This window comes from Flavobacterium poyangense (assembly GCF_011751075.1).
Lineage (GTDB): Bacteria > Bacteroidota > Bacteroidia > Flavobacteriales > Flavobacteriaceae > Flavobacterium > Flavobacterium poyangense.
This window is the reverse complement of sequence record NZ_JAALLN010000009.1, coordinates 1-20368: the sequence shown is the minus strand read 5'-3', so window position 1 is coordinate 20368 and position 20368 is coordinate 1. Positions and strand designations below refer to the sequence as shown.

19 protein-coding genes are annotated in these 20368 nt (G+C 35.3%); all 19 read left to right on the top strand.

The window, feature by feature from the left end; all coding sequences use genetic code 11:
• The first annotated feature begins 9 nt into the window (after positions 1–9).
• The 19 genes from G3A47_RS14685 (at position 10) to G3A47_RS14595 (ending at position 20088) form a co-directional block, all read left to right on the top strand.
• Entirely contained in the window at positions 10–3351 is a 3342-nt protein-coding gene (locus G3A47_RS14685) for a SusC/RagA family TonB-linked outer membrane protein (RefSeq protein ID WP_166923609.1), read from the top strand.
• Between the two features lie 11 nt (positions 3352–3362).
• Positions 3363–4682, top strand: a complete 1320-nt coding sequence (locus G3A47_RS14680) for a RagB/SusD family nutrient uptake outer membrane protein (RefSeq protein ID WP_166923608.1) — start codon at positions 3363–3365, stop codon at positions 4680–4682.
• Positions 4683–4920: 238 nt separating this feature from the next.
• The gene (locus G3A47_RS14675; protein ID WP_166923606.1) at positions 4921–5685 is read left to right on the top strand and encodes a LytR/AlgR family response regulator transcription factor; all 765 of its coding nucleotides are present in this window, start codon (positions 4921–4923) and stop codon (positions 5683–5685) included.
• 204 nt (positions 5686–5889) lie between these two features.
• Positions 5890–6474, top strand: coding sequence for an NUMOD4 domain-containing protein (locus tag G3A47_RS14670; protein WP_166923604.1), 585 nt, complete (start codon positions 5890–5892; stop codon positions 6472–6474).
• 349 nt (positions 6475–6823) lie between these two features.
• The gene (gene lpdA / locus G3A47_RS14665; protein ID WP_166923602.1) at positions 6824–8212 is read left to right on the top strand and encodes a dihydrolipoyl dehydrogenase; all 1389 of its coding nucleotides are present in this window, start codon (positions 6824–6826) and stop codon (positions 8210–8212) included.
• Positions 8213–8370: 158 nt separating this feature from the next.
• Positions 8371–8712: a hypothetical protein gene (locus G3A47_RS14660; RefSeq protein ID WP_166923600.1), complete on the top strand. Its 342-nt coding sequence runs from the start codon at positions 8371–8373 to the stop codon at positions 8710–8712.
• Between the two features lie 243 nt (positions 8713–8955).
• Entirely contained in the window at positions 8956–9441 is a 486-nt protein-coding gene (locus G3A47_RS14655) for a TPM domain-containing protein (RefSeq protein ID WP_166923598.1), read from the top strand.
• Between the two features lie 22 nt (positions 9442–9463).
• Complete coding sequence (locus G3A47_RS14650; RefSeq protein WP_166923596.1) at positions 9464–9955, top strand: TPM domain-containing protein; 492 nt, start codon at positions 9464–9466, stop codon at positions 9953–9955.
• Between the two features lie 564 nt (positions 9956–10519).
• Positions 10520–12427, top strand: coding sequence for an SPFH domain-containing protein (locus G3A47_RS14645; protein WP_166923594.1), 1908 nt, complete (start codon positions 10520–10522; stop codon positions 12425–12427).
• Positions 12428–12621: 194 nt separating this feature from the next.
• Complete coding sequence (locus G3A47_RS14640) at positions 12622–13068, top strand: hypothetical protein (RefSeq protein WP_166923593.1); 447 nt, start codon at positions 12622–12624, stop codon at positions 13066–13068.
• Between the two features lie 315 nt (positions 13069–13383).
• Complete coding sequence (locus G3A47_RS14635; protein ID WP_166923591.1) at positions 13384–13869, top strand: SRPBCC family protein; 486 nt, start codon at positions 13384–13386, stop codon at positions 13867–13869.
• Positions 13870–14343: 474 nt separating this feature from the next.
• Positions 14344–14712, top strand: coding sequence for a nuclear transport factor 2 family protein (locus G3A47_RS14630; protein ID WP_166923589.1), 369 nt, complete (start codon positions 14344–14346; stop codon positions 14710–14712).
• A 109-nt stretch (positions 14713–14821) separates the two neighbouring features.
• Positions 14822–15868, top strand: a complete 1047-nt coding sequence (locus tag G3A47_RS14625) for a serine hydrolase domain-containing protein (protein ID WP_166923587.1) — start codon at positions 14822–14824, stop codon at positions 15866–15868.
• 6 nt (positions 15869–15874) lie between these two features.
• The gene (locus G3A47_RS14620; protein ID WP_166923585.1) at positions 15875–16297 is read left to right on the top strand and encodes a DUF1801 domain-containing protein; all 423 of its coding nucleotides are present in this window, start codon (positions 15875–15877) and stop codon (positions 16295–16297) included.
• 3 nt (positions 16298–16300) lie between these two features.
• Complete coding sequence (locus G3A47_RS14615) at positions 16301–17398, top strand: MBL fold metallo-hydrolase (RefSeq protein ID WP_166923583.1); 1098 nt, start codon at positions 16301–16303, stop codon at positions 17396–17398.
• 11 nt (positions 17399–17409) lie between these two features.
• Positions 17410–17937 (top strand): GNAT family N-acetyltransferase, encoded by a 528-nt coding sequence (locus G3A47_RS14610; RefSeq protein ID WP_166923581.1) that lies wholly within the window; start codon positions 17410–17412, stop codon positions 17935–17937.
• 100 nt (positions 17938–18037) lie between these two features.
• On the top strand, positions 18038–18565 hold the full coding sequence (locus G3A47_RS14605) for a GNAT family N-acetyltransferase (RefSeq protein ID WP_166923579.1): 528 nt from the start codon (positions 18038–18040) through the stop codon (positions 18563–18565).
• An 11-nt stretch (positions 18566–18576) separates the two neighbouring features.
• Positions 18577–19158 (top strand): LOG family protein, encoded by a 582-nt coding sequence (locus G3A47_RS14600; protein ID WP_166923577.1) that lies wholly within the window; start codon positions 18577–18579, stop codon positions 19156–19158.
• Between the two features lie 417 nt (positions 19159–19575).
• On the top strand, positions 19576–20088 hold the full coding sequence (locus tag G3A47_RS14595) for an anthrone oxygenase family protein (RefSeq protein WP_166923575.1): 513 nt from the start codon (positions 19576–19578) through the stop codon (positions 20086–20088).
• Positions 20089–20368: the final 280 nt, after the last annotated feature.

Genomic DNA, 20368 nt, shown 5'->3' with positions numbered 1-20368 from the left:
CCCAAAAACATGAGAAAATTTTTACATGCTCTTCTGCTGCTCCTGGCCATCGCAGGATACTCGCAGGAAACCCGAACTATCTCGGGAATCATTCTGGACGAAAATGATAAATCTCCAATTCCCGGAGCTTCCATTTTTGTCGAAAGCAATTCTATTTCCAGCAAAACATCAATGGCCGGAATTATTCAAAGTGAGACTATTGGAACTACTACCGATTTTGATGGTAAGTTTCAATTAAAAATAGCAAAAAACGTTACTTCCCTTAGGGTTACCTTTATGGGATATACTTCTTATACTTTAGAGCTATCAACATCTCAAAAAGATTATACGATCACTTTAAGATCTGAGACTGCCAAACTTCAAGAGGTAGTAGTAACAGGATACCAAAAAATTGAGAAAAGAAAGCTTACTTCTGCCATTACAAAAATTGATATGGCTGCTATCCAGCAAACAGGGGTTTCGAGTATTGACCAATTGTTAGTTGGACAAATTGCCGGGGTTGCTGTTAGTACACCATCCGGAGCACCGGGAGCACCTGCAAAAATCAGAATCAGGGGTACTGCCTCTCTAAGTGGTGCACAAGATCCGTTATGGGTACTTGACGGTTTACCATTAGAAGGAAACGATATCCCTAAAAACTTTGACAAAGACAATATCGACGTCTTAAACAACTACTCTATTGCGGGCTTAAACCCGGATGATATTAAAGATATTACCATCTTAAAAGATGCTGCTGCAACAGCTATTTATGGAGCACGTGCTGCAAATGGTGTAATCGTAGTAACGACTAAAAAAGGTAAAGCCGGTAAAATGGTGGTAAGTTTTAACACCAATACTTTTATTACACAAAGACCTGAATTTTCTAAATTGAACCTAATGAATTCTTCTGAAAAAGTAGATTTAGAACTTTATATGGCAGGACGTTCAGACTTAACCTATAGAGACACCGGTGGTGATATAGCTCGTATCCTTAACGGATCGAATGAATTAGATGCTTTCAGAACCGGTGGATTCTCTTCTTTGCGTCCAAATACACAACAAGCTATCAACAGTTTAAGAGGTAACAATACCAACTGGGGTAACCTGTTATACCAAACGGCGATCAATACACAACATGGTTTAAGCTTAGCCGGTGGTGGAGAAAAGTCTGATTACTACTTCTCTTTAGGTTACTATGATGAAAAAGGAACAACTATCGGAACTGGTTTCAAGCGTTACAACGTAACCTTAAAAAACAATTACCAAATGACTGACAAATTTAAAGTTGGTATCAGTCTTTTTGGCTCTCAAAATATAACTTCTTCTTATTTAACAGATTCTTACGCTTTTACAAGTCCGTCAACGTACTCTAGAAACGTAAATCCATATTTAACTCCATACAATGCCGATGGAAGTTACAAATACGATAAAGATATTACAGGATATTCAGAGCGTCAGGTACCTTTTAATTTCTTGGAAGAAAGAGCAAATACTTCACACGAATTAAAAACAAGAGCCTTAAAAGCGTTGTTTGATGCTGAATATAAATTTACCAAAAATTTAAAAATAACAAGTCAATTAGGTTTACAGTTAGATAATACAGCTAGTGAGAAATTCGCCGGTAAAGACACTTATTACACAAGAAACCTAAAAGAAAAAACAAGTTACTTTAGCGGTGGTAAGCAACTTTACTTTCTTCCGGTTGGTGGTGTAATCCAAAATACAAACTCAGACTTTTTTCAATACAACTTGAAAACAATGGTGAATTACTCTAAAACCATAGGAGAAAAACACGAAATTGAAGCAATGGTTGGTAATGAATTAAGAAGAAATTACAACACAACTATTGCCACTAAAGGGTTTGGTTTTGACGAGAATAATTTAACTACACAGCAAATTGTTTTCCCAAATGCCGGTCTTGCTAAAGAATCTGATTACAGAACATACGCTAAATCTAAAAATGAGAATGCTTTTGCATCATTCTTCGCAACAGCTGCTTATACTTACAACAGAAAATACAGCTTCTTTGGAAGTGTTAGATATGATGGTTCTGATTTATTTGGTGTAGATCCAAAATACAAATATTTACCACTTTGGTCAACGTCTGCTTCTTGGGCAGTATCTGAAGAAGATTTCTTAAAAGACAATCTAACGATTTCTAACTTAAGACTTCGTGCTTCTTATGGTTTACAAGGAAATATTGACAAAAATACTTCGCCTTATGTAGTTGGTACAAACAGTACAGCAGTTATCCTTCCGGGACAAGCAGAACCTACTATTAATGTTGTGAGCCCTCCAAATGATAAATTACGTTGGGAAAAAACAGAAAATACCAACTTAGGTATGGATCTTGGTTTATTTAATAACCGTATCAGCATTGTAACTGATGTATATGGAAGAAAAAGTACAGACTTAATTGGTCTAAAAGCACTTCCATTAGAAAATGGTTTTGAATTCACTAACATGAACTGGGCGCAAGTAACCAATAAAGGTTTCGAAATTACTTTGTCTACAAGAAATATCGACCGTCCAAACTTTAAATGGAATACAAGTATTAACTTCTCTCACAACAAAAGTAACGTAGATCGTCTTGCAGTAAGAGACAACAGTTTTTTACCAAATCAGGAAGGTTACGCAGTAAATGCTGTATTTGGATTTAAAACAAACGGTATTGACGAAAATGGTTATCCATTATTTGTAAATAAAAAAGGAGAAACTGTAAATGCTCAAACTTTCTTTGGTTTATATGACGCTTGGGCTGAATTCTTACCTGGAGAATTTGCTGACTCAAAATTAACACCGACTGAATTTAGAGACTTGTTTGTTTATTTAGGAGACAGAGATCCTAAGTTTACAGGAGGTTTAACAAATACATTTAAAGTAGGTGATTTTGATCTTGCTATCGCGGCTTCTTTTAATATCAAGCAAACCGTTACAAGAACTCCTCCATATAACGGAACACTAGTTGACAGAGGGCAAAATTACACCAGAGATATCTTAGATGCATGGTCTCCAACAAACACGTCTTCTAACTTACCTGGAATTACAAGCAAGACATCCGGTACAGGAGATTCTTGGATGGCTTATCAATATTTTTCGACAAGAAATCCAATACCAACAATGAACTATTTAGACACATGGACTAGTGAAATGAGCTATATGAGATTGAGCAGTGTACGTTTAGGATATACATTCCCTAAAGCGTTTACAGATCAAATCAACATTCAAAGTATTAGACTTAATGTAGAGGCAAGAAACCTATTCGTAATCAGCTCTGATTATAAAGGTTACTTTGACCCGGAAACTTTCGGAAATATTTATGCGCAACCTGTTCCTAAATCATTCACTTTAGGATGTAATGTAACTTTCTAACAAAATTAAAGATGAAAAAATTCTCAAAATACATACTACTTTTTGTTGCTGCAATTGCAATAACAAGCTGTGATAATTATCTCGATGTTACCCCTATGGGCCGAGTAATTCCAGAAACATTAGATCAATATCGTGCTGTTTTAACAAGAGGATATGACGCATATCCGGAGCATAAATCATTAACTGCAGTTCGTACTGACGAATTAAGTATGGATGAATATGGAGATGAAATTAATCTCTACAAAGACATTTATACCTGGAAAGATGCTAACCCGGATCGTTTTACGCAAGCTTTTCAATATCAGGATTTATATACTGCAATTTTTTATACGAATGTAATTATCAATGACGCGTCATCTAAACTAGCTGATTCTCCGGAAAAAAGTCAATTATTGGGAGAAGCTTATGCTTTAAGAGCGATGGCTTACTTTGATTTGATTAACCTTTTCGGAAAACCTTACAACCCAGCAACTGCTGCATCAGACAAAGGAGTACCATTAGCTCTTGAGATTGATTTAGAGCAGGTTTTTATGCCTCAAAGCGTTGAAGTAATTTACAATCAAATTATTTCAGATACTGATAAGGCTGGACAATTAATCAACAAAGACACTCAGGCAACAGGTCTTAATTATCGTTTTTCTAAAGTTGCTTTGTACTCTTTCGAAAGCCGTATCTATTTATACCTGCAACAATGGCAGAAATCCTTGGATGCTGCTAATAAAGCGTTGGCAATTAACAACAATCTTGTTGACTTAAAAGCAACTCCGGTCCTTGCAAATAAATACGATTCAAAAGAATCTATTTTAGCTTTGGAAGAAGGATACATGACCGGTCTTCAACGTGCTTCTTTTGCTTCGACTGACCTACTTGCAGCCTACAACAGAACAGAAGATTTACGTTTCCCTCTATATTTTGTAAAAAGCGGAAGCCTTTTCAAAATTCAAAAAGGAGCTAATATCAACCAAAAATGTACTTTCAGAACATCTGAATTGTATCTGACAAAAGCTGAGACTTCATTAAAATTAGACAAACTTGCCGATGCTAAAACAATCGTACTAAGTTTTATCAAAAACAGATATACTCCGGCTGGATACACACAGCTTGAAAGTACAATCAATGCAATGAATGCAACTAGTTTAAACAACTTTATCTTAGACGAAAGACAGCGTGAGTTTGCAGTAGAAGGACAACGTTGGTTTGACTTGAGAAGAACCTCTCAAAAACAAATCATTCATACTTTCACTGGAGAGACTCACACTCTAATACAAAATGATCCGCGTTACACCATTATTTATCCGGCAAACGCGAGATTGAACAACCCCAATCTATAATGCCTATTTGTTTTTTAAAGAGTCCAGCTTTACCGCTGGACTTTTTTTTTGCGCCATAATTAAAGAAATAAATCAGTTGATTCACTTTTATCATGCGAAAACAAATCGGAATCTCACAAAAATTCAATAAAAAAACAATCCGATTTTATTAATTATTAAGCGTAACTAATATATTTGCAGAGCCAAAATACCCGCTTCTATCTTAGAAGTATAACTAACCTAATATTCGAAAAAGAAGATGAAAATTGCCATTGTTGAAGATGAATATCTTGCGTCGAGTTATCTGAAATCTATTTTAGAGCAACAAGATATTCTACAGATCGCGGAAATCACCATTCTGAAATCGGTAAAAGAAGCTGTTCTTTTTTTTGCCAAAAACACTGTCGACCTGGCCTTTATGGACATTCATCTCGGCGACGGAAAAAGTCTTGAAATTTTCGAAAAAACCACAATCTCCTGCCCTGTTATTTTTGTTACCGCCTATGATTCTTATGCGATAACGGTCTTCAAACATTTCACAATCGACTATCTCTTAAAACCTTTTGAGGAAGAAGATCTATTGGAAGCACTCGAAAAGTTCAAAAAAATAAAAAGTACTTTCAATAGCGATGCCACCATACAATCTCTTGTTGCCATCGAAAACCCTGAAACCAATAAAGTACAACGTCACTTTTTGGTCAATCACGGTTACAAACTTGTTTCTATCAACGAAAATGACATTACCTATTTTGCAGCCTCGGGTAAACATCTTTTTATTTATGTAAATTCAGGAAACAGCTATTTGTACAACAATACACTTACCGATATTATTCACAATCTGGATTCGGTTACGTTCTTTAAAGTTAACCGTAAATATATCGTGAGCAGAAATACTATAAAAGAAGTGATCAAGCATTCGAATCAAAAAATCGAATTAAAACTTACGACCTCTCCTTTAGAATCTGATCCTATACTAATCAGCAAAAAAGAAATCAATAATTTTAAAAACTGGCTCAATCAGTAAAACACTCTAAACCCTTTTTTCTTAGAAAATAGTTGTTATTCAAAATCCGGCACAATCAAAGCAAGTTCTAATTCCTAAAAAAATTCTTAAAAAAGTTAAAATAGCGTTATAGGAATCATAAAACTGAGTCTCACAACCAGCACAATAGCTCTTCATTTTTCTTTATTATTTATATTTGAGACACAAATTTTAATGATAAAAAAAATGCCGCAAATAAGATTTTATCCAAACGAAGAATTCAAAGAAATAGAAATAAACGCCTCATTACAACTTAGATATGCCATTTCGAACAGAGGCCGCTTAATCAGCTTTACAGACGAAATGGAAAATGGCCGTCTCTTAAAGGGAGGCCTGAGCGACGGTTATCCAACTTTTAGATTTAAAGTCAAAAAAGACGACAAAATTATCAATAAATACCTGTTTTTATACAAACTGGTTGCCCATTATTTCATCCCAAAAGAATCTGAAGAGCAAACCTATGTTTTACATTTAGATTATAACAGGAGTAACGACGACATCAACAACTTATGTTGGGCGACAAAAACCGAAATGATGGCGCACAGTCGTAAAAGTCCACGTGTAATCCAGGCCAAAAAAAATCTGATCGAGCACAATCTCAAAGCCGATGGAAGAAAACTGACGACTACTAAGGTAATGTTAATCAAAAAAATACTCGCCAGACCCGAGCAAAAAACACGTCTTAAAATGATTGCCAAACAATTTGGCGTAAGCGAAATGCAAATCAGAAGAATCGCCAGCGGAGAAAATTGGGGACATATTCAGGTTTAATTATGAAGTTGTGAGTTGTGAGATGTGAGATGTAAAAAGTAAAATGTGGGATACAAAATTAAAAAAAGCCATCTCACATTTTACTTTTTTCTATTAATACAACGCAAAACTCATAACTCATAACTCACATCTCACAACTCACATCTCACAACTCACAACCCAATCTTTTTAATATCCCGCGAAACCACCTTTTTACACCTCCCATTTTCACATTTTACTTTTCACATCTTACTTCTCACATTTTTTAAAATAATTCCTTAAATTCGCAAGCACAAATAACAAAGAAATTGAAAATGAGTTTCGGATCTAAAAAACTTCATTTTCGGTAGTAATACTAAAAGCAAAAAAAATGAAATACGACGTTATTGTTTTAGGAAGTGGTCCTGGTGGATATGTAACAGCTATTAGAGCTTCACAATTAGGTTTTAAAGTAGCGATAGTTGAAAAAGAAAACTTAGGTGGTGTATGTTTAAACTGGGGATGTATCCCAACAAAAGCATTATTAAAATCGGCTCAGGTTTTTGATTATTTGAAACATGCTTCAGACTACGGATTAAAAGTTACTGAATTTGACAAAGATTTCCCGGCAGTGGTACAACGTAGCCGTAACGTTGCAGAAGGAATGAGCAAAGGAGTTCAGTTTTTAATGAAAAAGAACAAAATTGACGTTATCGAAGGTTTTGGAAAACTAAAACCAGGAAAAAAACTGGACGTTACAGACAAAGACAATAAAGTTACTGAATATAGTGCAGACCATATTATCATTGCTACAGGAGCACGTTCTCGTGAGTTACCAAACTTACCACAGGATGGTGTAAAGGTAATTGGATACCGTCAGGCAATGACATTACCAACACAACCAAAATCTATGATTATTGTAGGTTCAGGAGCAATTGGTGTTGAATTCGCACATTTCTACAACTCAATGGGAACTGATGTTACTATTGTAGAATTTATGCCAAATGTTGTACCGGTAGAAGACGAAGATATCTCAAAACAATTTGAAAGATCTTTGAAAAAAGCAGGTATCAAAGTAATGACTAATTCTTCTGTAGAAAAATTAGATACTACTGGTGCTGGTGTAAAAGCAACTGTAAAAACAGCTAAAGGAGAAGAAATCCTTGAAGCTGACATCGTACTTTCTGCAGTTGGGATCAAAACAAACATTGAAAACATCGGATTAGAAGAAGTTGGTATTGCAGTAGACCGTGATAAAATCTTGGTAAACGCATACAACCAAACAAATATCCCTGGTTATTATGCAATTGGAGACGTAACTCCAGGGCAAGCTTTAGCGCACGTTGCTTCTGCTGAAGGAATTAACTGTGTAGAAAAAATTAAAGGTTTACATGTAGATCCGATCGATTACGGAAACGTTCCGGGTTGTACTTACGCAACTCCTGAAATCGCTTCTGTTGGTTTAACTGAAAAACAAGCGAAAGAAAAAGGATACGAATTAAAAATTGGTAAATTCCCATTCTCAGCTTCAGGAAAAGCAAAAGCGGCAGGTAATTCAGACGGATTCGTAAAAGTAATCTTCGATGCTAAATATGGAGAATGGTTAGGATGCCATATGATCGGTGCAGGTGTTACAGATATGATTGCTGAGGCAGTTGTAGCTCGTAAACTGGAAACTACAGGTCATGAAATCCTAAAAGCAATTCACCCTCACCCAACAATGAGCGAGGCTGTTATGGAAGCTGTTGCTGATGCTTACGGCGAAGTAATTCACTTGTAAAAAATAGTGCCGTACGAATGTACGGTAGAAACGCATTGTAGAGAAGCACAGCAGTGCGTCTCCACGACAAAATGTTATATAATTTTTCAATTTAAAAATCCGGTTTGTTTTCACAAATCGGATTTTTTTATACCTTCCTGACACCCAAATCTTATCTAATGAAATACAGAAAATATATAGTAACAACATTCTTGTTTGTTATACTTTGCCTACTCTTCACTACTACATTCTTCGGAAATCTCTGGGGCTGTCTAATCGATCCCAATTATTACATCCCAAAACAATCCAACCTATTTATTTTCAATACTGCCGTTATGCAAAATGGCTCTAGTGATGCATGGATTTATGCAGAAGATTACAATAATTATTATTACAATTCAGGATTAAAAAAGGAGGAAATCATCACAGTTTCTAAAAAACAATCTGAAAAATGCCCCAATTTCAATAGCCGAAATATCAATTCATGGTGTGTCCCTATTGCAATAAAAACACCGCTGTAGAGACGCACTGCAGTGCGTCTCTACAAACATTTATTGTGCGTCTCTACGAACGTTTGCTGTGCGTCTCTACAGACGTTTGTTATTATTTTTATCCTAAAATCCGGTTTGTCCACGCAAATCGGATTTTTTTATTTTTAATACCCATAAAAAATTCATTAAAAATTAACTTTTAACTCCAATTGATAAACTGATTTACAATAATAAAATGCTAATTTTGCCGCACCCAAATCAAACCTTTTCCTCATGAAAAAAAAAGTTTTCCTTATTGTAATTTCTTTAGTTTTCCCTTTTATTTTATTTGCTCAGACCAAAAATCAAAATGTTTTTGCAAAAGCATACAGTTATGTAAATGACTTTGAAAAAATACTCACTCCAAAGCAAATAGAAGGTTTAAACACTGTATTAAAATCTGGCGAGACAAAGTCAACTCATAAAATTATAATTGTAACCACTTCTTCTCTACAACCCTACCCCAATATTTCTGACTACACGCTGGATTTAGATCAATATCTGATCAATGACCTAAAGATAAACGCTTCTATTTTAATTATTATGAGTGAGAAATTGAGGCAGATGCGAATTCAGGGTGTTAACAAACTACACAGTAAAATTTCCGACAAGGAAATAGAGGAAATCGCAGCGCTTTTTGTCGTTCCGGAATTAAAAAAAGGAAACTATTACAAAGGCCTTGAAAATGGCGTAACGCAAATATTAAAGAAATTAGAATAACCCGAAAAAAACAATCCTAATTATGAAAAAAATAGTTTTCATCCTTGCGCTTACTGTTCTTTTTTCTACCAATTCTTTTGCACAGGCCAAAACAGAAGCCCAAAATATTTTCGCAAAATCATACGATTATGTAAACGACTTCGAAAAGATTCTGACTCCAAAACAGATTGAAACCTTACAAGAAGCCTTAAAATCCTGCGAGACCAAAACAAACAATAAAATGCTTATTGTGACCACGCCCACATTGGGTCCTTACACAGAACTGGCCGATTATTCGTTAGAACTAGACAAATACCTGAATGCCAATCTAAAAATAGATGCTTCTATTCTACTTGTGATAAGCAAACAATTAAGGCAAATACAAATTCGTGGAGTAGACAAATTACGAAACAAACTTAGCGACAAAGAAGTAGAGAGCATCCTGACTTCCTTTGTAATTCCTGAACTAAAAAAAGGAGATTATTTCAAAGGACTACAAGAAGGAGCGATTCAAATTATAAAAAAACTGGAATAATTAATTCAAGTTGTGAGTTCTGAGTTATGAGTTCTGAGTTATGAGTTGTGAGATGTGAGTTGTGAGACGCGGAACACCGTAAGTTTTGTTTATAGTAGGCAAACGCTCATAAAGACAATATTATTAAGTAGAAACAGCGATTAAACAATATGTAACGCTTCCAAGCTTACATTTTACATTTTACAATATACATTTTACAATATACATTTTACAATATACATTTTACAATATACATTTTACACTTCTAAACCTGCAACTTGAATTAATTAGTAAATCCGATCTGTGCAAAACAAGTCGGATTTTTTTATTTCAAAATCCATTTAAACCATTCCTCATCCAACCTTATCCAAAATAAAACAATTGCCCTTTTAAATTGTTAAAACTCAAAATACCAATCATAGTTGACACGGCAAAAAATCGTGTCACAAATTGACAATTCCAACGATATAAAATCGACCTTTTTTAAACATTTTTACTTAAAAATAAGTAAATGTTAATTTTAAAAAAATTTCATTTTAACAGGAAACATTTGCAGTACGTTTGTAGTCTAAACTATAAATAATTATGACTGAAATTACTTCTTATTGGTGGATTCTACTGATTGTACTTTCCATCTTGTTTTACAAATTTGTACTTCGCGTTTTCTTCGGAATGGTGATTGTTCCTGAAGATAAAATTGGTCTTGTAACCAAGAAATTTGTTCTGTTTGGCACCGACAAATCACTTCCCGACGGCAGAATTATTGCCACAAAAGGCGAAGCCGGTTTTCAGGCACAAACCTTAGCTCCCGGATTGTACTGGGGAATGTGGATTTGGCAATATACCGTTGACATGACAAGTTTTACCCTGATCCCTGAAGGTAAAATCGGACTCGTTTTGAGTAAAGACGGAAAAGAAATCCCAACCGGACGAATTCTGGCCCGAAAAGTAGACAGCGACAATTTTCAGGATGCCACCGCTTTCTTAAACAATGGAGGACAAAAAGGACGTCAGACCGCTTTTATTACTACTGGTTCGTATCGTATTAATACTTTCTTATTTGAAATTGTTATTGCAGATCAGATTAAGATTTACGAAAACATGATCGGTATTGTGACAGCCCTTGATGGCGAACCAATTCCACAAGGGCAAATTGCAGGTAAATTTATCGACGGACACAATAACTTTCAGGATTTTGATCATTTCCTTGACAAAGGTGGAAATCGTGGTTTGCAACCTCAGGTAATGCTTGCCGGATCTTATTACATCAATACCTGGGGAATTCTGATCGAACAAAACCCGATGACCGATGTACCAATTGGTTATGTTGGCGTTGTAATTTCCTATATTGGTGAAGACGGACAGGACGTAACAGGAGACACTTTCAAACACGGGAATATTGTTTCTAAAGGACAGCGTGGTGTTTGGATGGAACCTTTTGGTCCCGGAAAATATGCCCTTAATAAATACACGACAAAACTGGAACCGGTTCCGACAACGAATCTGGTTTTAAACTGGGCAAACGCAAGAAGTGAATCTCATGATTTAGATAAAAATTTATCGACCATTACCGTACGTTCAAAAGATGGTTTCCCATTTAATCTGGATGTTGCTCAGATTATTCACGTGCCCGCTAATGAAGCTCCAAAAGTAATTGCCCGATTCGGAAGCATGAACAATCTGGTTTCTCAGGTTTTAGAACCCACTATTGGTAACTATTTTAGAAACTCTGCTCAGGACAGTGATGTAATTTCATTTTTATCTACCAGAAAAGAGCGTCAGGAATCTGCCAAAAATCATATCAAATTGGTATTAGATGAGTACAACGTAAATGCGGTTGATACCTTAATTGGAGATATCGTTCCACCGGATTCATTGATGAAAACCCTTACGGACAGAAAACTGGCGGAAGAAGAACAAAAAACCTATCAAACCCAAAGAATGGCGCAAGAACAGCGTCAGGGAATGGAGAAAGAAACGGCAATTGCCGATATGCAAAAAGAAATTGTACGCGCTTCGCAAAGTGTTGAAATCGCACAGCGTACTGCAGACGCAACGGTTAAAAAAGCAGAAGGAGATGCGACCAGTTTAAAATTAAATGTAAATGCCGAAGCCGAAGCGACAAAAATGCGTGCGAATGCAGAAGCAGAAGCAACCAAAGCCAGAGCCGGAGCACAAGCCGAAGCCACAAAACTGAACGCAAGTGCCGAAGCCGAAAGAATTTCTAAAACCGGTTTAGCCGAGGCAGAAAAAATTATGGCGATTGGTAAATCGACAGCTGAATCTTACCAGCTACAAGTTACGGCTATGGGCGGTGATAATTTCACCAAATACAAAGTAACCGAAGAAATTGGCAAAGGAAACATCAAAGTAATTCCGGATGTTTTAATTACCGGTAACGGTGGTTCTGATGGCTCTATAAGCGGACTTCTTGGCCTGAAACTCATGGAAATGATGGACACCGAAAAAAACACAAAAAGTCCAAAAAAATAATTGATTTCAATTTTTACTATTAAATCCGATTTGTGAAAACAGGTCGGATTTTTGATTTAAAACAATCACTATCTATTAAGATTAAAATTAAGGAAATATAAAATTACCAAGCAACCATTCGGAAAAACTAACATCTATGTATCAACCACTTGAATAAAAAAATCAAAGTTAAATCTTACCAAAAACCTAAAGAAATGAAAAAAGTAACTTATGCATTTATCACACTACTGCTCAGTTTATCTTGCGACAATGACGACACTGCTACAACGAAACTGAATGAGAGAGGGAACAAAACAAATAATACGGAACACACAACTGATACACAACTAATTGGAAAATGGAATTGGATAAAAGCTTCCGGTGGGTTCGTAGGCCATGTACTGACACCCGAATCTGAAAATAAAAAAGTTGTTTTAGAATTTTGCAATTGTGTTATTAAACATTACGAAAACGGAAAACTAGTTTCAGAATTCCCATATTCAATCGAAGTCAAAAAATCAATGCGTTATGGAGACCTAAGAAAAATGATTATTGGTTACCCTCCTGCTAACATAGTATTTGAAATAAAAAACAACAAATTATACCTCTTCGACGAATGTACTGACTGTTATCAACACGAATATGAAAAAATAAAAAACTGAATCAGCTTTCTTTAATAGTTGACTTCACAAGTTCAAACAGTAGATTCTAACTGTTGCTTCAATCCAAAATCCGGTTTTTAATCGGATTTTGGATTGAAAAATTGCTTTTTTAAATTTTAGAATCCTTAGTCCCTCGATTTTTAGTATTTAGTCTTTGGCACATAGTTCAAAATCTAAGATCTACACTCCACAATCTAAAATCTAAAATCTAAAATTCTCTTTGTCCGATTCCCACCTCAAAATTGTCTTTTCACATCCCTAACGCATTGATTTTTAGAACGTATATTTGTAAGACTAATTTCTAAATCATACCAAATGAGTGCAAAAGATTTTACCACAACGTTACTAATGGACCATTCCCCTGAAGCTGTTTTTAATGCCATTACAAATGTTCGCGGCTGGTGGTCAGAAGAAATCGAAGGAAATACAACTCAACTGAATGAGGTGTTTAACTATCATTACGAGGATGTACATCGCTGCAAAATAAAATTGATCGAAGTGATTCCAAACCAAAAAATAGTCTGGCTGATAGAAGAAAACTATTTCAAATTTACCGAAGATAAAAAAGAATGGACCGGCACAAAACCTACTTTTGAAATCAACAAAAAAGAGGATAAAACAGAGCTGCGGTTTACGCACGTTGGTTTGGTTCCGGATTATGAATGTTTTGAGATCTGCAGAGATTCCTGGACCAATTACATTCAAAACAGTCTAAAAAATCTAATTACAACCGGAAAAGGCCAACCAAACGGTAAAGACAAACCACAGACCGAAAACGAAAAAAGATTATCGGAAAAATAATTCTATAACTAAAGCTTTTAATTCAGATTTGTCAGTTCTGCTTATTCTTTGAAGTTTTTTGCGGATAAAAAGCTTAACCGCAATGTTCGCAAAGATTTACGCAAAGCCCGCGAAGATTTACGCCCACAAAGCATTAACACAAAGCAAAGTCTTTTGCCCGCAGATTTTGCAGATTAAGCCGATATTTGTTTTGTGCTCAGATAAAAACAATCTGAATAAATCTGCTACCCGAGCGATAGCGAACTGGCGAAGCAAATCTGCGTGAAAAAATTTCACTGCAAACATAGGAGCTCACGAAGATTAGAGAAAGACAACTTTTCACATAAAACTTTGCGAGCATTGCGGTTAACACCAGCAAAAAACCTTGCGTGCTTTGCGGTTAAAAAGCTTAAACGCAAAGTTAATAAAGCGATAATTTTTTAAATTCTTAAACAGTTATTTCATAACTTAGTTAGCTTTTTAATCTTTGAAATCATGACTAAGAAATATATTGCAAAAGACTTTTTAAAACTCGCTGCAAAAGGGCATTCGCATGAGGCATTTCGTCTTTATGTGGGCAAAAATTTTAAGCATCATAATGTTTATTTTAAAGGAGACGCTAATACACTGATGCTGGCAATGGAAGAATCATCCAGACAGAATCCCAATAAAACTATTGAAATTCATCACGCAATAGCAGATAAAGATTTAGTTGCCGTACATTCACATATCAAACAAAACGCCAATGATTCGGGTGTGGCCGTCATTCATCTCTTTAGATTTGAATCCGGAAAAATAGTCGAACTTTGGGATCTGGGACAAAGTGTACCCGCCAAAATGATTAATGAAAATGGAATGTTTTAAAAACAAACAAAACAAAAACTACTACCAACAGTTAGGCAAACACTGTAACTGAAACTGAGACTGACACTGAGACCAATACTAAAACAAAAAAACAACTCCGACCTAAAAAATGCTTCAACTCCTAAAAACTTCAATTCTATTATCCTTTCTATTTTTACTTTCAAGCTGCAACTCCTTTTCACAAAAAAGAGATCCTTTATTCACTCAGACAGATAGTTTAATAAAAGTTACAGAACCAAAATTTAATGGTGTAATTCTTATTTCAAAAAAGGGAAAACCGGTTTATTCTAAAGCGTATGGTTATGCTGATTTTGATAAAAAAAAGCCATTGACCCTTAACAGCCAATTTGAAATCATGTCCAACAGCAAGCAAATTACAGCTGTTTTACTTTTAAAAGAAGTTGAAAAAGGGCGTGTTGATTTACAAGCCCCCATTAAAAAATACCTTCCAAATCTAACACAAACATGGGCAGATTCTGTTACGGTTCATCAATTGCTAAATCACACACATGGTATTATCAATTTACAAAAGCCATTACTTTTTAAACCCGGAACCGATTTTAAATATGGTGATTTAAGTTTTTCTTTGGCCGGACAAATCGTAGCATTTAGCACCAAAAAGAAGTATTCCGAAGTAGCAAATGCTTTGTTTAAAGAATTGAAAATGAAAAATACCTTCTGTTATGATGAAAACAAAAATCGACATTTGGTTACGGGATATATAAATGATAAAAACGTCTTTAATAAAGTTGAAAAAACTAAAATTACTCCCGAAAACGTTCCCGCCGATGGAATTATTTCAACAGTAACCGATCTCTCAATTTGGAACAATAATCTCCACAAAGGAAAAATCCTGAAGCCGGAGACCTATCAATTAATGATACACTATAGTGTCAAATCACAACATAATCTTTTCGGGAAAGAAAAAGAAGGTTATGGTTATGGAATCCGAATCGTCGATCAGGCAAACCAAAAATATATTGGTCATTCTGGTCTCGGTGATGGTTTTTCTTCCGTAAATTTATACTTCCCAAAGAGCGATGTCAGTTTGATCATTTTAGAGAATCAGATGAATACGAATGCTGATTTATTTTACCATACTGAAACTAAAATCAAAACCTTATTATTAAAAAGTGATTTATTAACTGAAAAATAATCTGTCATGGCTACCAACAAAACAATAGAAACGGAAGGCAGTGTTAACGATTTTATTACGGCTGTTCAAGATATGACGAAACGAAATGATTCGTTTGAACTTGTCAAATTAATGCAGGAACAAACCGGTTTTGAACCCAAAATGTGGGGTCCTGCCATTATTGGCTTTGGAAGCTATCATTATAAATATGCCAGCGGTCGTGAAGGTGATGCTCCACTGGTTGCATTCTCACCGAGAAAAGAGGCAATATCACTTTATCTCTATTCTTCCTTTGATGACAAAGAAACACTACTGACAAAGTTTGGAAAGCACAAAACAGGAAAAGGTTGCATCTACATTAAAAAGTTAACAGATATTGATGTTGAAGTGCTTAAAGAAATGATTTCACTTTCAGTTGAATACCTAAATAAATTATACCCTCCTAAATAATCTATGACTATCACTCTTATACTACTGCTATTTTTAGCCGTTTATCTTTTTTTACAAGATGCACGATTTGGTAAAGCTCCAACTGGCGAAAGGCTCTCAATAATTCAAAAATCACCGAATTATAAAAACGGAAAGTTCGAAAATGAACATTTTACTCCGGATCTTACCGAAGGATATACAATGGCAGGAGTATTATACGAATTTTTATTTAAAAGAAAAGAACACCGAATCCCTGTCAATCCAATACCATCGATAAAAACAGATTTGGTAAACCTCTCACTTGATAAAGATGTTTTGGTCTGGTTCGGGCATTCTTCTTATTTTATTCAGATCGACAGAAAACGAATTTTGGTCGATCCGGTTTTTAGCGGTAACGCCTCCCCTATTGCCGGTACTACAAAAGCATTCAAAGGAACCGACATTTATACTGTTGATGACCTTCCGGAAATTGATTATCTCTTGATTACACACGATCACTATGATCATTTGGATTATAAAACGATTCAAAAACTAAAGCCAAAAACAAAACAAATTGTGTGTGGTCTTGGTGTTGGTTCTCACTTTGAATTTTGGGGATTTTCTCCCGGAATCATTATTGAAAAAGACTGGCATGAAAAAATAGAGCTTGATGCCAATATTACACTTTACACAGCACCCACAAGACATTTCTCCGGTCGTGCTTTTAAACGCTGCAATACACTTTGGCTCTCTTTTATTTTACAAACACCAGCTTTTAAAATGTATTTGGGAGGAGACAGTGGTTATGATACCCATTTTGCTGCTATTGGAGAAAAATACGGTCCTTTTGATCTTGCTTTGATTGATAATGGTCAATATGATGTAAAATGGAAATACATTCACAACCTACCCGAAAATGTAATTCAAGCCGCAAAAGACCTAAAAACCAAGCGATTGTTTCCGATACACTCTTCAAAATTCCCTTTGGCCAATCATCCCTGGGATGAACCTTTGAAAAGAGTAACCGAATTGAATCAAAACGAAATAAATCCGATTCCTTTAGTAACGCCAATGATTGGGGAATTCGTTGAGTTAAAAAACGAAGAACAAAAATTCCAACAATGGTGGAAAAATCTCAAATAAAAAACCAATATATGAATCCTTCAAACTGTACCATCCGAAATGCACATCCTTCAGAATTTGACGAGATAGGAAAACTCCTTATTCTTGTATATTCACAACTCGATGGTTTCCCGAAAGAAAATGAGCAGCCTAACTATTACAAAATGCTAGCGAATATTGGTGATTTTACCAATCATCCCGAAACAGAACTTTTAGTTGCCACCGACGATCAAGATGCCATTCTGGGTGCTGTGGTTTATTTCAATAACATGAAATATTACGGTTCGGGAGGTATTGCAACCCAGGAACAAAATACGGCAGGTTTCAGATTATTGGGCGTAGACACAAAAGCCCGCGGAAAAGGAATCGGCAAATTTCTGACTGAAGCATGCATCAACAAAGCCAAATCAAACCAATTGAATCAACTTATTATTCACAGCACTTTGGCCATGAAAACAGCTTGGAAGATGTATGAAAATTTAGGTTTCAAACGATCCGAAGATCTGGATTTTATGCAGGGAGATCTTGCCGTTTTTGGATTTCGATATGCTTTAAAGTAGGTACATTAAACAAATCATAAAAACAGAAAACCAAAAGAAATAGTAAAAAACTTAGCCCGTTCAAATCAAAAAAATACAGTTTAAAAATTACATCATAATTATGAGTACATCACTTTTAAATTTACAGCCTGAAGTATTAGAAAACGAATTTGTAAAATTAGTACCGCTACAGCAAACCGATTTTGAACGCCTTTATAAAGTCGCTTCTGATCCCTTAATCTGGGAGCAACACCCCAATAAAAACCGTTATGAGAGAGCCGTTTTTGAAAACTTTTTCGAAGGAGCAATGGAAAGCAAAGGCGCTTTTCTGATCATCGATAAAAGCACCAATGAAATAGCCGGAAGCACTCGTTTTTATGAATATGAACCTGAAAATAAAAGTGTTTTTATTGGTTATACTTTTTACGGAAGAAAATTTTGGGGAACGGGATTTAATTCACAAGTAAAAAAAATGATGTTAGATTATGTTTTTAAAGTGGTAGATAAGGTTCAATTTCATATTGGAGCAGAAAATTACCGTTCACAAAAAGCAATAGAAAAACTGGGTGCCATCAAAGTAGAAGAACTCAACGTAGCTTATTACAACGAACCTTCCCGTCATAATTTTGTGTACGAACTAAAAAAATAAACAAATACAGTATGAAAAGAATAAGCGTTTTCTGCGGTTCCAGTTTTGGAACGGAAGCAATTTATAAAGAACAAGCAACTTTGTTGGGACAAACCTTAGCCAAACAAAACATAGAATTGGTTTACGGTGGTGCAAATGTAGGTTTAATGGGGGCCCTTGCTGATGGTGTTCTGAATGAAGGCGGAAAAGTAATTGGTGTACTTCCAGACTTTCTACGCTCAAAAGAAATTGCACATCAAGGCTTAACCGAATTAATTTTAGTAGAAAGCATGCACGAAAGAAAAACAAAAATGGATGATTTATGCGATGGTGTTATAGCACTTCCGGGCGGTTTCGGGACACTGGACGAGCTTTTCGAAATGCTGACCTGGGCACAATTAGGACTGCATAAAAAGCCAATTGCCCTATTAAACACCAATGGTTTTTATGATTCTCTCTTAGAGTTATCGCATACTATGGTTGAGAAAGGTTTCTTAAAAAACGAAAATCAGGAAATGCTTTTAGTAAGCGATACCATTGATGATCTGTTGCATAAAATGAGGAACTATACACCTCCAACTGTTGGAAAATGGATCAATAAGGAGAATGTTTAAATCTCGTTTATCACTAAAGGAATTGAATAGTTAGATGTTCCTAAAGGATAATCTGTTAAACTAAAAAATAGTGCAGTTTCTTACGTAGCCTTCGACTCCGCTCAGGGTAACATTCGGCTTCGCTCTGAGCAGCCTTCAACTTCGACCAGAATAACATTTAACTTTATTCGGACTAACATTCAACTACAAAACACAACATAAAAACCATAAAATAATTTCCATAAAATTAAAAAAAAGACTCCCAAAATCAAGTCTCACAACCCATAACCCACATCTAACATCTCACCAATATCATTTCACAAAAAAACAGAGTTCCTTTCTCCAGAAATTCTTTTCAGACAAATCCAATTCCTTCTCAAACAAATAGTTTTTAAATAATAGGTCTACATTTACATTGTTAACTAAAAAGCAAAAATCATGGACACTCTAATCATTGATACTAAAACAATTACTCTGCTACTGGCAACATTGCTTACCGGACTACTGGCAGGTATCTTTTTTACCTGGGGCAATGCCATAACACCCGGAATTGGAAGACTTGATGCTATAAATTACCTCAGAGCTTTCCAACATATGAATCGCACCATTTTAAATCCCTCATTCTTTCTGATTATTTTCGGTTCGATGTTGTTGTCTTTTATAACAGCTTATTTTCACAAATCAGATACTACGCTCTTTTGGCTTACCATTAGCGCCGCACTTATTTACTTTGCTGGTGTTTTTCTTGTGACTCTTTTGGGCAATATTCCACTTAACAATATGCTCGACAAAACAGATCTGACCTCGATAACGCTTCAGGAAGCCACTGTTTTACGAGATAAATTTGAAGTAAAATGGAACAATCTGCATCTTATCAGAATCGGAGCTTCTCTACTTTCTTTTTTACTCCTAATTATTAGTTGCCTGCTAAAAAACAATACGGTGCATTAACTAAAAGCAAAACATTATTTTTTTATCTTAGAGGTTTGGGAAAACAAGGTTTCAAATTTCAAATTTCAAATTTCAAGTTTCAAGTTTCAAGTTTTCCGTACTCTTGTCATTTCAACGCAAGAAGAAATCGCAATAGTTGAGCACATAAACTTTGCCGAATATTGGATGTAATTTCTTCTTGCGTCGAAATTGTAAAGGTTACTTATTTCGGTAACAAAATTTAATTTTAATAAATTTTGTTACGATGAGAAATAATAGTCAGGATTCCACTTTAGAGCGA

Bases quoted from the DNA above. Each gene is read 5' to 3' on its own strand.
- G3A47_RS14610 (WP_166923581.1), top strand. From the start codon at position 17,410: ATGAATCCTTCAAACTGTACCATCCGAAATGCACATCCTTCAGAATTT.
- G3A47_RS14600 (WP_166923577.1), top strand. From the start codon at position 18,577: ATGAAAAGAATAAGCGTTTTCTGCGGTTCCAGTTTTGGAACGGAAGCA.
- G3A47_RS14680 (WP_166923608.1), top strand. From the start codon at position 3,363: ATGAAAAAATTCTCAAAATACATACTACTTTTTGTTGCTGCAATTGCA.
- G3A47_RS14615 (WP_166923583.1), top strand. From the start codon at position 16,301: ATGACTATCACTCTTATACTACTGCTATTTTTAGCCGTTTATCTTTTT.
- G3A47_RS14630 (WP_166923589.1), top strand. From the start codon at position 14,344: ATGACTAAGAAATATATTGCAAAAGACTTTTTAAAACTCGCTGCAAAA.
- G3A47_RS14645 (WP_166923594.1), top strand. From the start codon at position 10,520: ATGACTGAAATTACTTCTTATTGGTGGATTCTACTGATTGTACTTTCC.
- G3A47_RS14605 (WP_166923579.1), top strand. From the start codon at position 18,038: ATGAGTACATCACTTTTAAATTTACAGCCTGAAGTATTAGAAAACGAA.
- G3A47_RS14625 (WP_166923587.1), top strand. From the start codon at position 14,822: ATGCTTCAACTCCTAAAAACTTCAATTCTATTATCCTTTCTATTTTTA.
- G3A47_RS14650 (WP_166923596.1), top strand. From the start codon at position 9,464: ATGAAAAAAATAGTTTTCATCCTTGCGCTTACTGTTCTTTTTTCTACC.
- G3A47_RS14635 (WP_166923591.1), top strand. From the start codon at position 13,384: ATGAGTGCAAAAGATTTTACCACAACGTTACTAATGGACCATTCCCCT.
- G3A47_RS14675 (WP_166923606.1), top strand. From the start codon at position 4,921: ATGAAAATTGCCATTGTTGAAGATGAATATCTTGCGTCGAGTTATCTG.
- G3A47_RS14660 (WP_166923600.1), top strand. From the start codon at position 8,371: ATGAAATACAGAAAATATATAGTAACAACATTCTTGTTTGTTATACTT.
- G3A47_RS14685 (WP_166923609.1), top strand. From the start codon at position 10: ATGAGAAAATTTTTACATGCTCTTCTGCTGCTCCTGGCCATCGCAGGA.
- G3A47_RS14670 (WP_166923604.1), top strand. From the start codon at position 5,890: ATGCCGCAAATAAGATTTTATCCAAACGAAGAATTCAAAGAAATAGAA.
- G3A47_RS14595 (WP_166923575.1), top strand. From the start codon at position 19,576: ATGGACACTCTAATCATTGATACTAAAACAATTACTCTGCTACTGGCA.
- G3A47_RS14655 (WP_166923598.1), top strand. From the start codon at position 8,956: ATGAAAAAAAAAGTTTTCCTTATTGTAATTTCTTTAGTTTTCCCTTTT.
- G3A47_RS14640 (WP_166923593.1), top strand. From the start codon at position 12,622: ATGAAAAAAGTAACTTATGCATTTATCACACTACTGCTCAGTTTATCT.
- lpdA (WP_166923602.1), top strand. From the start codon at position 6,824: ATGAAATACGACGTTATTGTTTTAGGAAGTGGTCCTGGTGGATATGTA.
- G3A47_RS14620 (WP_166923585.1), top strand. From the start codon at position 15,875: ATGGCTACCAACAAAACAATAGAAACGGAAGGCAGTGTTAACGATTTT.